Annotated in this window: 18 protein-coding genes and 1 pseudogene; 10 read left to right on the top strand and 9 right to left on the bottom strand. The window is 69.2% G+C overall.

The window, feature by feature from the left end:
- Positions 1 to 150 precede the first annotated feature (150 nt).
- Entirely contained in the window at positions 151 to 1053 is a 903-nt protein-coding gene (gene hisG, locus NKG98_RS11990) for an ATP phosphoribosyltransferase (RefSeq protein WP_254766154.1), read from the top strand.
- Positions 1054 to 1057: 4 nt separating this feature from the next.
- On the opposite strand, the gene NKG98_RS11995 is transcribed toward hisG, so the two are convergent.
- The 3 genes from NKG98_RS11995 to NKG98_RS12005 form a co-directional block, all read right to left on the bottom strand.
- Positions 1058 to 1459, bottom strand: coding sequence for a DUF7344 domain-containing protein (locus NKG98_RS11995; RefSeq protein ID WP_254766155.1), 402 nt, complete (start codon positions 1457 to 1459; stop codon positions 1058 to 1060).
- A gap of 217 nt (positions 1460 to 1676) precedes the next feature.
- Positions 1677 to 2099, bottom strand: coding sequence for a DUF7473 family protein (locus NKG98_RS12000; protein WP_254766156.1), 423 nt, complete (start codon positions 2097 to 2099; stop codon positions 1677 to 1679).
- A 28-nt stretch (positions 2100 to 2127) separates the two neighbouring features.
- A complete protein-coding gene (locus NKG98_RS12005; protein ID WP_006671604.1) occupies positions 2128 to 2688 on the bottom strand; it encodes a TATA-box-binding protein in 561 nt (186 codons plus the stop codon).
- A 147-nt stretch (positions 2689 to 2835) separates the two neighbouring features.
- Between NKG98_RS12005 and NKG98_RS12010 the strand changes: the two genes are divergently transcribed.
- The gene (locus tag NKG98_RS12010) at positions 2836 to 3909 is read left to right on the top strand and encodes a methyltransferase domain-containing protein (RefSeq protein WP_254766157.1); all 1074 of its coding nucleotides are present in this window, start codon (positions 2836 to 2838) and stop codon (positions 3907 to 3909) included.
- Between the two features lie 19 nt (positions 3910 to 3928).
- Here the strand turns inward: NKG98_RS12010 and NKG98_RS12015 are convergent, their stop codons facing one another.
- A complete protein-coding gene (locus NKG98_RS12015) occupies positions 3929 to 4366 on the bottom strand; it encodes an acyl-CoA thioesterase (protein WP_254766158.1) in 438 nt (145 codons plus the stop codon).
- Positions 4367 to 4466: 100 nt separating this feature from the next.
- Here NKG98_RS12015 and NKG98_RS12020 point away from each other — a divergent pair, with 100 nt between their 5' ends.
- Both NKG98_RS12020 and NKG98_RS12025 read left to right on the top strand, forming a co-directional pair.
- A complete protein-coding gene (locus tag NKG98_RS12020; protein ID WP_254766159.1) occupies positions 4467 to 4715 on the top strand; it encodes an AbrB/MazE/SpoVT family DNA-binding domain-containing protein in 249 nt (82 codons plus the stop codon).
- 1 nt (position 4716) lies between these two features.
- Positions 4717 to 5175, top strand: coding sequence for a type II toxin-antitoxin system VapC family toxin (locus NKG98_RS12025; RefSeq protein WP_254766160.1), 459 nt, complete (start codon positions 4717 to 4719; stop codon positions 5173 to 5175).
- An 8-nt stretch (positions 5176 to 5183) separates the two neighbouring features.
- On the opposite strand, the gene NKG98_RS12030 is transcribed toward NKG98_RS12025, so the two are convergent.
- Positions 5184 to 6185 (bottom strand): AAA family ATPase, encoded by a 1002-nt coding sequence (locus tag NKG98_RS12030; RefSeq protein ID WP_254766161.1) that lies wholly within the window; start codon positions 6183 to 6185, stop codon positions 5184 to 5186.
- A 51-nt stretch (positions 6186 to 6236) separates the two neighbouring features.
- Positions 6237 to 7388 (bottom strand): DUF7282 domain-containing protein, encoded by a 1152-nt coding sequence (locus tag NKG98_RS12035; protein ID WP_254766162.1) that lies wholly within the window; start codon positions 7386 to 7388, stop codon positions 6237 to 6239.
- A 123-nt stretch (positions 7389 to 7511) separates the two neighbouring features.
- Between NKG98_RS12035 and rnz the strand changes: the two genes are divergently transcribed.
- The 3 genes and pseudogenes from rnz to NKG98_RS19115 all read left to right on the top strand — a co-directional run.
- On the top strand, positions 7512 to 8444 hold the full coding sequence (gene rnz / locus NKG98_RS12040; protein WP_254766163.1) for a ribonuclease Z: 933 nt from the start codon (positions 7512 to 7514) through the stop codon (positions 8442 to 8444).
- A 74-nt stretch (positions 8445 to 8518) separates the two neighbouring features.
- Entirely contained in the window at positions 8519 to 8767 is a 249-nt protein-coding gene (locus tag NKG98_RS12045; protein ID WP_254766164.1) for an antitoxin VapB family protein, read from the top strand.
- Positions 8764 to 9159, top strand: a pseudogene (locus NKG98_RS19115) (PIN domain-containing protein); the annotation flags it as partial. The gene NKG98_RS12045 and the pseudogene NKG98_RS19115, both read left to right, overlap by 4 nt.
- A 411-nt stretch (positions 9160 to 9570) precedes the next feature.
- Here NKG98_RS19115 and NKG98_RS12055 read toward each other — a convergent pair.
- The gene (locus tag NKG98_RS12055) at positions 9571 to 10545 is read right to left on the bottom strand and encodes an aldo/keto reductase (protein ID WP_254766166.1); all 975 of its coding nucleotides are present in this window, start codon (positions 10543 to 10545) and stop codon (positions 9571 to 9573) included.
- Positions 10546 to 10708: 163 nt separating this feature from the next.
- Here NKG98_RS12055 and NKG98_RS12060 point away from each other — a divergent pair, with 163 nt between their 5' ends.
- Together NKG98_RS12060 and NKG98_RS12065 are read left to right on the top strand one after the other, a co-directional pair.
- Complete coding sequence (locus NKG98_RS12060; protein ID WP_254766167.1) at positions 10709 to 12688, top strand: DUF460 domain-containing protein; 1980 nt, start codon at positions 10709 to 10711, stop codon at positions 12686 to 12688.
- A gap of 46 nt (positions 12689 to 12734) precedes the next feature.
- A complete protein-coding gene (locus NKG98_RS12065) occupies positions 12735 to 13517 on the top strand; it encodes an alpha/beta fold hydrolase (RefSeq protein WP_254766168.1) in 783 nt (260 codons plus the stop codon).
- Between the two features lie 25 nt (positions 13518 to 13542).
- Here NKG98_RS12065 and NKG98_RS12070 read toward each other — a convergent pair whose 3' ends face one another.
- Together NKG98_RS12070 and NKG98_RS12075 are read right to left on the bottom strand one after the other, a co-directional pair.
- Positions 13543 to 13788 carry a DUF8015 family protein gene (locus NKG98_RS12070; RefSeq protein WP_254766169.1) on the bottom strand — a complete coding sequence of 82 codons (246 nt, stop codon included), beginning with the start codon at positions 13786 to 13788 and terminating at the stop codon, positions 13543 to 13545.
- 55 nt (positions 13789 to 13843) lie between these two features.
- On the bottom strand, positions 13844 to 14023 hold the full coding sequence (locus NKG98_RS12075) for a DUF7470 family protein (RefSeq protein ID WP_254766170.1): 180 nt from the start codon (positions 14021 to 14023) through the stop codon (positions 13844 to 13846).
- Positions 14024 to 14136: 113 nt separating this feature from the next.
- Between NKG98_RS12075 and eif1A the strand changes: the two genes are divergently transcribed.
- The gene (gene eif1A / locus NKG98_RS12080) at positions 14137 to 14424 is read left to right on the top strand and encodes a translation initiation factor eIF-1A (protein ID WP_254766171.1); all 288 of its coding nucleotides are present in this window, start codon (positions 14137 to 14139) and stop codon (positions 14422 to 14424) included.
- The last annotated feature ends 108 nt before the right edge of the window (positions 14425 to 14532 follow it).

The raw sequence follows: 14532 nt of genomic DNA on the forward strand, positions 1-14532 counted from the left end.
TTTGGTCTCGAAGGTCGACGGCGGGGTTCGCCTGGCAACGGAAGGCGGCGGGCGGCGAGAGGGCACGAGCGCGGGCGCCGCGAGCGGGCGCCCGTCCGGTTTTCGCCCCGATGAAAAGACAGTTCCCGCGTGCCGCCCAACTGGCGGTGTATGCGAATCGCCGTCCCCAACAAGGGCCGCCTGCACGAGCCGACGATCGACCTCCTCGAGCGGGCGGGACTGCACCTCGAGAACGGAGCCGACCGCAAACTGTACGCGGAGACGGTCGACCCGGAGGTCACCGTCCTCTTCGTTCGCGCGGCGGACATCCCCGAGTACGTCGCCGACGGCGCCGCCGACCTCGGGATCACCGGGCTCGATCAGGTCCACGAGGCCGGCGTCGACGTCGCGGAACTGCTCGACCTCGAGTTCGGCCGGTGTCGGCTGGTGCTGGCGGCGCCCGAGGACGGCGACGTCGAGCGCGTCGCGGACCTCGAAGGGAAGACGGTCGCCACGGAGTTCCCGAACGTCACCCGCGAGTTCGTCGCCGAGCGCGGCGTCGACGCCGACGTCGTCGAGGTGACCGGCGCGACGGAACTGACCCCCCACGTCGAGATGGCCGACGCCATCGTCGACATCACCTCGACGGGGACGACGCTCGCGGTCAACCGGCTGGCGGTCGTCGAGGAGGTACTCGAGAGTTCGGTGCGGCTGTTCGCCCGCGAGGACGTCGCCGACGAGCCGAAGGTACGCGAGGTGCAGACGGCGCTCTCGTCGGTTCTCGCGGCCGAGGGCAAGCGCTACCTGATGATGAACGTCCCCGTGGACCGCCTCGACGACGTCCGTGAGGTGATCCCCGGCCTCGGCGGGCCGACGATCATGGACATCGCCAGCGGCGGTGAGCGGGGCGACTCGCCGGGCAGTCAGAACGCGACGCGTTCCGACGACGGCGCGGAGAAGGTGGCCGTCCACGCCGTCGTCGACGAGCGGGACGTCTTCGAGACGATCACCGAGGTGAAAAAGCTCGGGGCGAGTGGCATTCTGGTGACCGAAATCGAGCGGCTGGTCGACTGACGGCTCACTCCGGGCGGCCCAGTCCGGCGTCGTCGAAGAACGGTTCGAGCGCCAGCAGCCCCGCGGCCGGGAGGACGAACCCCCGACCGGGGTGGTACTCGACGATGCCGTACTCGTCGAGGACCGGGAGGTGGGTCCGGCGCAGCGACTCGTAGACGCGCTGGCACTGCTGGAGGAGGGTCGTCTCCAGCGTCGGATCGGTCTCGGACTCGGCGAGACGCCGGACCAGCGTCTGGACGGCGACGGGGCCGTCGGCCGCGAGCACGCACCGGAGCACTTCCCGCCGGCGGCGCGGCCGGAGGACGGCGACGACGTCGCCCGGGGAATCGAGGGCCTCGCCGGCCGTCTCGCCGTCTGCCGTGGATCGGTCCGAACGGTCCGCCGGTCGGTCACCGATGAGCGTCATGAGAGACGAACGTTCCGGGAATGCTGATAAACGCCGCCGGTCGTTCGCGTCGGTCGACGCCGATTCAGACGTTCAAAAATCGTTCGTGAACGCTCGAACCGTCGAAATTCGGCGGAATACGGGCGAAATTCGCCGGGATATTCGCCGACGGCGGACGACCGGTTGCCCGCCGGGACAGGGAGTCGTCCGGCGGTTGAACCGTCCGATTAATAGATAATTACCCGAGCAGTCCGAGGAGGCTGCGCACCGTCAGACCGACGATCACCGCGACGGCGTAGTAGCAGACGGCGACCACGAGCGCCGTCCGGTAGCGCAGGTCGTAGACGGCGACGATGGCGACGTAGGCGACGGCGAACGTCGCCGGAGCGACGACGGCCGGACCGAACCCCGCGAGCAGGATCGACGACAGCGCCGGCGCGGGCGCGACCGTCAGCGCCCGCCGGAACGGGACGGCACCGAGGACGTAGCGGGCGGCGACGTGCAACGTGACGGCGTAGAACAGCGTCGCGAGGACGAACGTGCCGAGGTACGCGAGCGGGCCGCCGGGGCCCGGCGCGGCGACCGCCGGCGGCGCTCCGGTCGGGATCACGCGCGCTCCGGCGGCCGTCGCGGCCGCCGGACGGGTGGCGTCGACGCTCACGGGTGGCGAAACCGGTCGCGGACGTCGCTTACTCGAGCAGGCCGAGGTCCTCGAGGCGCGAGACGATCTTGTCGACGGCGTGTTCGGCGTCCTCGGGCTTTTTCCCGCCGGTGATGACGAGTTTGCCGGAGCCAAACAGCAGCGCGACGACCTCGGGTTCGTCGAGGCGGTAGACGAGGCCGGGGAACTGCTCGGGTTCGTACTCGATGTTCTCCAGACCGAGGCCGATGGCGATGGCGTTCAGGTTGAGGTTGCGGCCGAGGTCGGCCGAGGTGACGATGTTCTGGACGACGATTTCGGGGTCCTCGTTGACCTGAATCTGGAGTTCGCGCAGTTTGTCGAAGACGATGCGCAGGCTCTCGTGGACGTCGTCGGTGCTCTTGGCGCCGGTGCAGACGATCTTGCCCGAGCGGAAGATGAGCGCGGCGGACTTGGGGTTCTGGGTGCGGTAGACGAGACCGGGGAACTGCTCGGGGTCGTAGTCGGCCCCCTCGAGGTCCATCGCGACGCTCTGGAGGTCGAGTTCCTGCCCGATGCCGGTCGACGCCACCACGTTTTCGATGTTGATGGTGTCCTTCGGATCCGTCATAAGTCGCTTAAAAAGACGTATTTAAGGTTTATAAAAGTTGGTGCCACCACCTGATACGTCCGGTAGTTCGACCGGTTCGGCGTGCCGTCGGACCACCCGAGCGGCGAAAGCGGTAGGCTGATGGCCGCCCCCCGGCGACGGTCGTGCGTGTACCTGGTCGAACTCGGCGGCGAGGACGACGCGTTCGCGGCCCGCGAGGCGGAAAGCGCCGCGACCGGCGTCCGCCGGATCGCGCCGGGGCTCGCCGTCGCCGACGCGGTCGTCCCCGAGCGGGTCCGGGGGCTGGCGTACGTCCACCGCGCGAGCGAACTGATCGGCCGGACCGACGCCGACGTCGAGAGCGCCCGCGCGCTGCTCGAGGCGGCGCCGATCGACCGCGAGGGGACCGTCGCGGTGCGGGCGACCGACGTCCACGGCTCGACCGGCGTCAGCACGGCCGCGGCCGAGCGCGCGCTCGGGAGCGTCCTCGTCGAGCGCGGCTTCGCGGTCGACCTCGACGACCCCGACCACGTCCTGCGCGCGGCGTTCTCGGAGGGGCGACTCGACGCGGGGGACGACCCCCTCGACTCCGCCGACGGGGAGGCCCGCGGCGAGGCCGTCTCGGTCTGCGCGCTCGGCTGGCTCGAAGCCGAGAGCGTCCGGGACTTCGGGACGCGGGCGCCGACGGACAAACCCTTCTTCCAGCCCGGCAGCATGGACCCGCTGCTGGCCCGCGCGGTCGCCAACGTCGCCGGCGCGCGCCCCGGCCGGACCCTTCTGGACCCGATGTGTGGCACCGGCGGCGTCCTCGTCGAGGCCGGCCTCGTCGGCGCGGACGTGCTCGGCACCGACGCCCAGCGGAAGATGACCCGCGGCGCGCGCGAGAACCTCGCACACTACCTCGACTCCGCGGAATCCTCGCCCGCGGGCGTCGCCCGCGGCGACTGGCACGTCGGCCGCGGCGACGCCACCCGCCTCCCGCTGCGCGACGACGCCGTCGACGCCGTCGTCTTCGACGCGCCCTACGGCCGGCAGTCGAAGATCGAGACCCACCGCCTCGAAGACCTCGTCGCGGGCGCGCTCTCGGAGGCCCGCCGCGTGGCCCCGCGGGCGGTCGTGATCGCGGACCGCTCGTGGGCCGCGCAGGCGCGCGAGGCCGGCTGGGAGATCGAGTCGGCGTTCGAGCGGCGGGTCCACCGGTCGCTGACGCGGTACGTGCTGGTCCTCGAAGACGCGGCGTGAGAGGCGGGCGTCGGAGTCGTCACTCCTCGGCCGCGAGCGCCCGCTCGCGAAGCCGTTCGCCCTCCCCCGTCCCGACGGTCAGGTCGGGGACCGGCGTCGGCCGCCCGTCCTCGTCGATCGCGACGAACGTGAACGTCGACTCGGTCGTCCCCTCGGTCCCGCCGGTCCGGGGCTCCTCGCGCCACGCGCGGATGGCGACGCGGACGCTCGTCCGGCCGGCGTCGTAGACGTACGCCTCGACGAGGGCGGTGTCGCCCAGTCCGATCGGCCGGACGAAGTCGAGTTCGTTCACCCGGGCGGTGACGCAGGTCTCGCCGGCAAAGCGCATCGCGGACATCGCGCCCACCTCGTCGAGCCACTTCATCAGGGTGCCCCCGTGGAGCGTTTCGTTGTTGTTCGCGTGGTTCGGCTGGACGCGAAAGCGGTTTCGGATGCGAGTTTCGAGAACGGTCGGCATGGGCGTACCTCGTTCCGGAGCATGATAATCGTGCGTTCGATTTCGACAGTCACCACGATTTATGGTGACCGAAGTCGTCGGATCGACCGAGGGTGATTCCGTGAGCGAAACCGACGCCGACGAGGAGTACGGCACCGCGGAGCTCAACGACCGAGGGCGGTTGACGATCCCGAAAGCGCTGCGCGACGACCTCAGCCTCGAAGGCGGGACCGAGTTCCGGGTCGTCCGGGAGGGTGGCGACATCCGACTCGTCCGGGAACTTCCCGAACTCGAGACGCTCACGCGAGGGGACGAGTGGGGCAAGGAAACGTTCCGCGACGCGGGCGACGCCACGTTCGGAGGGCGGTGAAATGGCGTCGAGACGCGTTCTCCCGGACCTCAACGCGCTTTCGATCCAGCTCGTCGACGACCACCCCGGCCACCCATACGTCGCCGACGAACTGGTCCCGGCACTCACGGGTACGGACACGCTGGTGGTGTTCGGCTACCTCCCGTTGCGAATCCAGTGGGTTCTCGAAGACCTCGGGTTCGAGATGCACGAGGCGCGAAACGCCGTTTCCTCGCTGTTGCGGTATCCGATCGAGTTCGTCGATATCGACGACGAGACGGTGCTCGACGCCTACGAGTGCAGCGCCGAGAAGAACCACGACGTCTACGACTGCTTCTACGTCGCGCTCGCGCGGGCGGCCGACGTCGACACCCTGGTGACGACCGATCGCGACTTCGAACGGCTGTGCGCGGACGAACCCTTCGAGTACGTCAATCCCGTCCCCGACGACGTGCTCGAACGGTTTCACGACGTGAGCTGAAACGGAGCTCAGGCGTCCCGGCCGAGTTCCGCAAGCAGGTGCGAGACGTGGACCCGGTCGCTCGTCCCCTCGTGCATCTCGAACTCGACGTCGGCGGCCAGCCGGTGGATCCGCGCGAGGTCGTCGCCCTGGTAGCGCTTGCGCGCGGCCTGCAGGATCGCCCCGAGCACCTCCTCGCCGTCCAGTCCCTCGTCGACGAGCAGGTCGTCGAGGGTCTTCCGGGCGTCCGTGAACTCGCCGGCCTCGGCGTCGTCGAGCATCGACTCGACCTCCTCGTCGAGACCGACCGAACCGATCGTCTCGTAGGCCGCGCTCATCGTGATCTCGCCGGCGTCGAGCGCGGTCGTCTGCGCGGCGAGGATCGCCCGCCGGAGGTCGCCGTCGGCGTAGCCGGCGACGAACTCGAGGCCGTCGGCGTCGTACTCGACGCCCTCGGCCTCGACGATGCGTTCGAGGACGGCGACGGTCTCCTCGCTCGTCGGCGCTCGCACCGAGACCGGGAAACACCGCGAGCGGATCGGCGGAATGAGCTTCGAGGGCTGGCGCGTCGCGACGATAAACTGCGTCGTCCGGTGGTGTTGCTCCATGATCCGGCGCAGCGCCTGCTGGAAGTCCTCGCGGACGTCCTCGGCGTTGTCGAGCAGGATCGTCTTGTAGCTGCCCGAGACGGGCGCGTAGCTCGCCGACTCCTTGAGGACGCGGTTTATCATGTCGCGTTTCGACAGCCGCGACCGGCCGACGAGGAAGTGCTCGAACCGGGGGTCGTTCTTGATCTCGGTCTTCGTCCGCCCGAAGAAGTCCGCGACGTTGATCTCGATCAGGTCGTTCTCGGAGTCGTGGGCCTCGCGGGCCAGCGCGCGCGCCGCCGCCGTCTTGCCGCTCCCGGGCGGTCCCTGCAACACGAGGTTGATGGGCTCCTCGACGGCCCGCTGGAGGTACGCGCGGGCGTCGTCCTGTGGCAACTCGTCGAGGTCGGGAGCGTACGTCTCGGTCCACAGCGGCGCGTCCATCGGCCGCCGGTAGGGTCGGGGCGGGTAAGAATCGGTCGGTTGTCGCCGCCCCTACGCGCCGTCGGCGTCGGACTCGTTCGAGGCGCTCTCGTTGCCCGCGCCGTCCGCGTCGGCGTCCGTGCCCGCGTCCCCCACGGTGAACGTCGCCTCGACCGGGTCGCCGTCGACCGCGAACGGCGTCGCCGCCTCGGGGTCGGTCGGGTCGCCCGCGAGGAGGGTCGCGGTCAGGGTCTCGTTCTCCTCGACCGCCCGGTCGAAGCCGACGGTGACGTTGCCGTGTTCGCCCGGATCGAGTTCGCCGCCGGTCCCGATCGTCTCGCCGCTGTCGTTCTCGACGGCGACGAAGCCCGCCTCGGGCAGGGCCGCATCGACGGTGACGCTCGACGCGTTCGCCGCGACGACCGCGACGCGTGGTTCCCCCTCGTACGCGAGGTCGATCTCGGAGAGTTCGCCGTCGCCGGCCGTGTAGACGCCGATGGTGTGGGTGCCGGGTTCGGCGCCCGCGAGGTCGATCTCGAAGGTCACCTCGCGGGACTCGTCGGCCGACAGGTCGAGCACCCGCCGTTCGAGGACCGCCCCGTCGAGGCGGAACTCGACGCGCTGGCGGTTCTCGAAGTCGGTCGGGTTGCGGATCTCGGCGGCGACCTCGATCGTCTCGTTCGTCCCGGCCGTCGCGGGGGCGTCGAGCGACTCGACGACGAACGAGTCGTTGCCGGGCCCGCCCGACCGGTCGGCCCGCGTGATCGTCGCGGTGTCGCTGACGGGGTAGCCGTCCTCGAGGTACGGGACGTCCGCCTCGCCGTCGGTCTCGTCGTAGTCGTAGCTCTCGTTGCCGTCGGTGTCACGGTGGACGGTCGCCGTCAACTGGCCGAACAGCTCCGCCTCGCCTTCCTCGTCGGCCGCGCCGGCCGCGACGGTGACGTTCTCGTGGTCGCCGGCCTCGACGTACTCCGAGACGGCGACGGTCTCGCCGGCCCCGTCCGTGATGACGACGAAGCCGCCGTCGGAGGTCTCTACCGCGTCGATCGTCACGTCGGTGCCGTTCCCTGTCTGGTCCTCGAACTCGATCGAGGCCTCCGGCTCCTCGGGTTCGGCCCCGAAGATCTCGGGCGCCTGGCCGACGATCGCCGCCGCCGCGAGGACGACCGCGACCGCGATCAGGACGGCGCCGAGTCGCTTCGCCGTGGCGAGTCTGGTGGTCATCGGTCGGGTCCGATCGTCGCGTAGTTCGACTCGCACCGACGTAAAACGTCGAGTCCGTTCCGGAATCGTGCGAACGGGTCGGATTCGAAGCCGGTTTAATCGCCGCGAACCGAACGACTGTCGATGCCACTGCGCGTGACGTTCCTGGGGACGAGCGGGGCGATCCCGACGGTCGAGCGCAACCCGAGCGGGCTCTTCGTCGCCCGCGAGGGCGAGGAGCTGCTGTTCGACGCCGGCGAGGGAACCCAGCGCCAGATGATGCGCTTCGGGACCGGCTTCTCGATCTCACAGCTGTTCGTCACGCACCTCCACGGCGACCACGTCCTCGGGATTCCCGGCCTCCTCCAGACGATGGACTTCAACGACCGCGAGGAGCCGCTGGCGATCCACGCGCCCCACGGCACGCGCCGACAGCTGAAGTCGTTCGTGAACGCCCTCGACAACCGACCCTCGTTTCCCGTGCGGATCTCCGAGGTCGGCGACGGCGACGTCGCCTACCGCGCCGAGGAGTACGAGGTCCGCGCGTTCGCGACCGACCACGACACCCGCTCGGTCGGCTACGCCCTCGTCGAGGACGAGCGCAAGGGCCGGTTCGACCGCGAGCGCGCCGAGGAACTGGGGGTACCGGTGGGCCCCAAGTTCTCGAAACTCCACGAGGGCGACCCCGTCGAACTCGACGACGGCACCGTCGTCCGCCCCGAGCAGGTGGTAGGCGAGCCCCGCCCCGGCCGCACGGTCGTCTACACCGGCGACACCCGCCCCACCGCGGCGACGATCGAGGTCGCCGACGACCCCGACCTGCTGATCCACGACGCCACCTTCGCCGACGACCGCGCCGACCGCGCCGCCGACACCGCCCACTCGACCGCGCGACAGGCCGCCGAGATCGCGACCCGGGCGAACGCGGATCGGCTGGCGCTCGTCCACCTCTCCTCGCGGTACGCCGGGCACACCGAGGACCACGAGAAACAGGCCCGCGAGGTCTTCGACGGCGAGGTACTGTTGCCCGACGACGGGACCGAGGTCGAGGTTCCGTACCCGGACGCCGAGGAGTGAGATCGACAGATACGGTACTCGACGGAATCACGTCGGTCCAAAGGCCGAAGTGGTGTCAACGCGAACGTCAACGTATGGGTACGGCTAACGAACAGATCCGCGTGAGCGGCCGTGTGAAACGGGAACTCGAACGCCTGAAGCGAGAGGGGGAAAGTTACAACGACGTTCTCGAACGAGTGCTCGACGAACAGGAGACCGGCGATTTCCACGACGGCTTCGGACGGTGGTCCGATGAGAACTCCGAAAGCGTACGTGAAATGCGTGAACGGGCCAAAAAAGAGCGCAAGCGGCGGATGGCAGAGCGAAGCGAAAAGATCGTATGAAGGTTCTGGACGCGTCGTTTCTTATCGACTATCTCGATGGCCGGGATGAGACGCGCGAGTTTTACGAGCGAAGCGGTGGTTCCGACACGCAGTGGATCATTCCCGTTCCAGCGCTCACGGAAGTTCTCGTCGGTGCGGGAAATCTTCCGGATGGAGACGTTGACGGAGTGCGGAGCGACCTAACGTGGGCGCAAATATACGATGTCGACGAGCAAACGGCGATCACCGCGGGGCGAATCGCCGACGAGATCGGTCCGGCAGGTCCGTTTCTCGATGGACCAGACGCGCTGATAGCGGCGGTCGGTCACGAACTCGACGCCCCAGTCGTCTCCGGTGATAGCGACCTCACACATCCTGAGACGAAGAAAGTCATCGATGTCGAGGAGTACCGGGGAGTGGATACCGATCGGGAAGCGGCGTTAGAGAAACACGTTGATCGGGTTTCCGAGATCGTTCGTATTTCTGTTGCCGATGGATCGATCGTTCTCCTGGACGAATACCACGACCTTCCTCGGAAAGAGCGAATGCTCGCCTACCTCGTCGGACAATTGTATGCGACGGAATCGGGGCAAACGGAATCGTCACGGCTCTCGACCGAATTTTTTCAGGAGGAACTCGATGTCGACGATGGTACGATTCAGCGCTATGTATCGGACCTCGAAGCGGACGGACTCATCGAAGTTGAAGAAGAACAGAGTGAGGTGAAAATCCCCGTCACGAGTCTTCCGGAGAGTCTCGATCGGATAGAAGCGACGGCAGAGTGATCGGAACTAACAGCGCGTCCGCCGGGTTGGGCACAGAGCCTACTCGTGCCCGTACACCGGCACCGGTTCGTAGGGTTCCTCCAGATACTCCACGTCCGAACTCGACAGCGAGATGTCGAGGGCCGCGACGGCCTCCTCTAGGTGTTCGACGCTGGAGGTGCCGACGATCGGCGCGGTCACGTTGTCGTTCTGGAAGTGCCAGGCCAGCGCGATCTGGGCCATCGTCGCGTCGTACTCGTCGGCGAGTTCGGCGACGCGCTCGTTGATCGCCTCGCTGGCGGGGAACTCGTGGTAGGGGACGCCGGCGTTCTCGACCTCGTGGTCGGCCCGCGTCGTCGTCTGAAACGCCTCGTGGGGCCGCGCGAGGTAGCCCGCGCCCAGCGGACTCCACGGGATCGTCCCCACGTCGTACTGCTGGCAGACGGGGTACATCTCGCGTTCCTCCTCCCGGTAGGCGAGGTGATAGAGGTTCTGCATCGTCTCGAACGGGGCGAGTCCCTCGCGCTCGCTCACCCGGCGGGCTTCGAGGAACTGGTGGGCCCACATCGAGGAGGCGCCGAGGTGGCGGACCTTGCCGCGGCGGACGGCGTCGTCGAGCGCCGAGAGCGTCGTCTCGATCGGCGTCTCGTAGTCCCAGCGGTGGATCTGGTAGAGGTCGACCGTCTCCATCCCCAGTCGGTCGAGGCTGGCGTCGAGTTCCTGCTCGATCGTCTTCCGCGAGAGACCGCTTGCGTTACGGTGGTCGGTCGCGCCGGGGAAGCGGACCTTCGTGCCGACGACGAACTCGTCGCGGTCGTAGTCGGCGAGGACGTCGCCGAGGATTTCCTCCGACTCGCCCGCGGAGTAGACGTTCGCGGTATCGAAGAAGGTGATCCCGAGGTCGATCGCGCGCTCGATGAGTTCGCGGCTCGCCGCGTCGTCGAGCATCCACTCCCGACCGCTGCCGAAGCTCATACAGCCGAGACAGATGCGGCTGACGTCCATCCCGGTCGATCCGAGTGTCGTGTACTCCATGCGTCCGTCCCGAGGGCGGCGGGGGCCTAATAGGCCCGGGCCGCGGCAGACCGGCGCGGTCGGCCCGCGCCGGCCCGGGGTCGCGGCTGCGGACGCTCACGACGGGACGACGTCCGTTCCCTCCCGCCGTGGCTTTATATTCGCCGGTTGCCTAACGCCCCCCGTGAGCACGCGAACGAGTGCGCTCGACGCGGTCGTCTTCGGTGTCGACGTCCAGAGCGGCGACGTGCGCGGCGACTCGCCCTCCTACGCGCTGGTTGTCTACGACGGCGACGAACTCGAACGCGACGTCGTCTCCCGGCGGAAGCTCCGGCGACTGATCGGCGACGTGGAGCCGGCCATCGTCGCGACGGACAACATGTACGAGTTGGCGCCCGACAAGGACGCGCTGATCCACTTTCTGGGCTCGCTGCCCGACGGGACGAAGCTCGTGCAGGTGACCGGCGCCGAGCGCCCGGAGTCGCTCTCGCGGGTCGCGAAGCGCCACGGCATCCCCTACGGCAAGGAGCCGATGCGCGAGGCCGAGGCGGCCGCGCGGCTGGCGGCGCATAACGTCGGCCACGAGGTGTCGGCGTTTACCGACACGACCGAGGTGAAGGTCTCGCGGGGCCGTTCGACCGGCAAGGGCGGCTGGAGCGAGGACCGCTACACCCGCCGGATCCACGGCGCGGTCAAGCGCCGCGCCCGCGAGGTGGAGTCCGACCTCGACGAGGCGAACCTCGACTACGAGATGGAGATCCGCGAGGCCTACGGCGGCTACGCCAACGCCGTCTTCACGGTCGAGGCGCGGCCGTCCGATCTCCCCGTCTCGCGGTCGCGTTCGGGCGACGTCCGCGTCGAAATCGAGCGCGTCCGCCGCGACGGCATCGAGTTCCGGCCGCTGGCGAAACGGCGCGACCACGTCGTCGTCGGGATCGACCCCGGGACGACGACGGCCGTCGCCATCGTCGGCCTCGAAGGCGAGGTACTCGACGTCTGGAGTTCGCGCACGAGCGACGCCGCGGACGTGATCGAGTGGATCGTCGAGCGCGGCCGGCCGGTGATCGTCGCCGCGGACGTGACGCCGATGCCCGAGACCGTCGAGAAGTTCCGCCGGAGCTTCGACGCCGCCGGCTGGACGCCGTCGCGGGACCTGCCGATCGACGAGAAGCAACACCGCACCCGCGAGTACCCCTACGACGACGACCACCAGCGCGACGCCCTGGCCGCGGCGCTGTACGCCATCGACGCCCACGAGGACCAGTTCGAGCGCATCGCGCGCAAGCTCCCCCCGGGGATCGACCGCGGCGAGGTCACCGCGCGGGTCGTCGCCGGCGAGGAGAGCGTCGAGGCCGTCCTCGCGGACCTGACCGACGACGGCGAACCCGACGAGGAGGAAGACGACCACGAACCCCGCGAACTCACCGAGGAGGAGCGGCGCATCAAGGACCTCGAACGGCAGGTCGAGCGCCTCCAGTCGCACGTCTCGACGCTCGAAGACCGCCTCGAAGAGCGCGACGAGACGATCGAGGACCTCGAAGCGGAGCTCGCGGTCACCAGACGCGAGGAGCGCCGGAAGGTGCGCAAGGAGCGGGAGGTCACCCGCCTCGAACGCAAGGCCGACCGACTCGAACGCGAGCGCGACGCCGCCCGCGAGGAGGTCGAGGCCCTCGAAAAGAAAGTCGAGCGCATGAAGACGCTCTGGAAGCTCGACCACTCGAACTTCGCGGACGTCTCGGAGAAGAAAGCGGGGCTGGTGCCGGTGAAGGTGATCGAGAAGTTCACCCGGAAGGCGATCCGCGAGGCCGACGAGGCCTACGGGATCGCCGCGGACGACGTCGTCTACCTGCGCGACGCCAGCGGCGCCGGGCGCTCGACCGCGGAGTTGCTCGCCGACTTCGAGCCGCGAGTCGTCCTCAAGGAGGGCGGCCTCTCGGAGGTCGCAGACCGAATCCTCTTCGACGCCGACGTCCCGGTGGGGCCCGCCGGCGACGTCGCCATGCAGGAGGTCGACGAACTGGCCGTCGCCCGCGAGACGGACGTCGAGGCCGTCGTCGAGGACTGGCGCGAGCGCGCGAGGGAACGCGAGCGCGACCGGAAGGCGGCGATGGTCGACCGACTCATCAGCGAACACCGGGCGGGCGACTACGACTCCGAGGCCTGACGCGACGAAGGTAGGCATATGGCCCTTCAGTTCCACTGGCGAACCGATGGGATCGAAATCGACCTCGCGATCCGCGGCGGTCGACGTGTGGGGGCCGGGCGGCGGAACGACGGTGTTGCTGTGTCACGGCGCCGGCCTGAGCCGAACGATGTGGACGCCGCTCCGGGAGTACCTGCCGGCACCGGTCAGAACGATCGCGCCGGACCTGCCCGGACACGGCGCGCGGGCCGACCGGACGTTCGAACTGGCGGAGGCGGCCGACGTCGTCCTCGAGGACCTGACGAGTCGCGCCGACGGGGACGCGGTCGTCGTCGGCCACTCGCTCGGCGGGTACGTCGCACTCGAACTCGCGCGGCGCGCCCCCGAGCGGGTGTCGTCGCTGGTGCTCTCGGGCGCGAGCGCCGAGTACCGCGGCGCGCTGGCGATCAAGACCCGGCTCGCGAGCCCGCTGCTCCGGCTCGGCGGCTCGATCGAGCCGGTCGACGGCTACTTTCGCCGCCGCACAGAGCGACGGCTACGGGCGCTCGACCTCTCCGACGAGACCGTCGACGAGATCCTCGCGGGCGGCGTCTCGCTGGGCGCCTGGGGGGCCGGGGGTCGCGCGCTGATCGGCTACCCGAGCCACGAGGCCGTCGCCGACCTCGAACGGCCGGTGGTGCTCGTCAACGGGAGCGAGGACGAACTCAACGTCGAGCCGGCGGCGTGGCTGGCGAACGAACACGCACACGTCCGCGCCGAGACGATCGACGGCGCGGGCCACGCCGTCCCGCTCGAACGACCGCGGGCGTTCGCCGAGGCGGTCCGCTCGGCGATCGGGGAGCGGCCGTGACGGGAGCGGGAGACGGCGACGGCGGTCACTCGACCGGCGAGAGCACCGTCGGAACCTCCTCGAGTTCGACCTCCTCGGTCAGGTCCTCGGCCTGATCGACCGGCCCGTTGACGAACAGCGCGTGGCCGACGAAGCCGGTCGCGACCAGTCCGAAGAGGGGGACGGACACCTCGAACGCCACTGGGGTCGCGTAGCCGATCAGGACGCCGGCGGCGAGGCTGGCCCCGATACACGCCAGCACGAGGTCGTAGTAGTGAAGCGAATAGGCCATACTACTCACAGGGGTTCGAGGCGTAAAACCGTTCGCAGGCCGCTTCAGGGACCGATCAGACCATGCCCCACGAGCGGAGCATCCCCGTGATCGCCGCCCTGACGACCAGTCCGAGGCCGGCGAGGATCAACGCGAGGCCGCCGGCGATCAGGAGGTTCTCGATTGCGACGAGGACGATGCCGACGAGGACGGCCACGACGCCGACGAGGCCGAGCGGGCCGAGCGTTCGGTACATGGAGGCGACTGGTCGGCGGGGGAGAATAAACGCCGTGGTTTCGTCGCCGGCGCCGCGTTCGCCGGCCGCGCGGACGATAAAGTGTTAAACGGATCGAAGCCGAACCGCGGCGCATGAGCGACGACCAGGGTGGTCGGAAGGACCTTCGAATGCCCGAGGGCGACGAGGTCTTCGCGACCGTCACGGACATGCTCGGGGCGAACCGCGTCAAGGTACGGTGTGCCGACGGCGAGGAGCGGACGGCCCGGATCCCCGGCAAGATGCAAAAGCGCATCTGGATCCGCGAGGACGACGTCGTCCTCGTCGAGCCGTGGGACTGGCAGGACGAGAAGGCCGACATCACGTGGCGCTACGAGAAGAGCGAGGCCGACCAGCTCCGCCGGGAAGGTCACATCCAGTGAGCGCCGTCGACCGCCCGTAAGCGAGGGTCCGGACGACCCCCGGAGCGGACCGCCCAGGAGCGGTCGAGCCGGGGAACCGCCGATCGCCGGTTCGCCGAACGCCGAGCG

Source organism: Salinilacihabitans rarus (genome assembly GCF_024296665.1).
Taxonomy (GTDB): Archaea; Halobacteriota; Halobacteria; order Halobacteriales; family Natrialbaceae; genus Salinilacihabitans; species Salinilacihabitans rarus.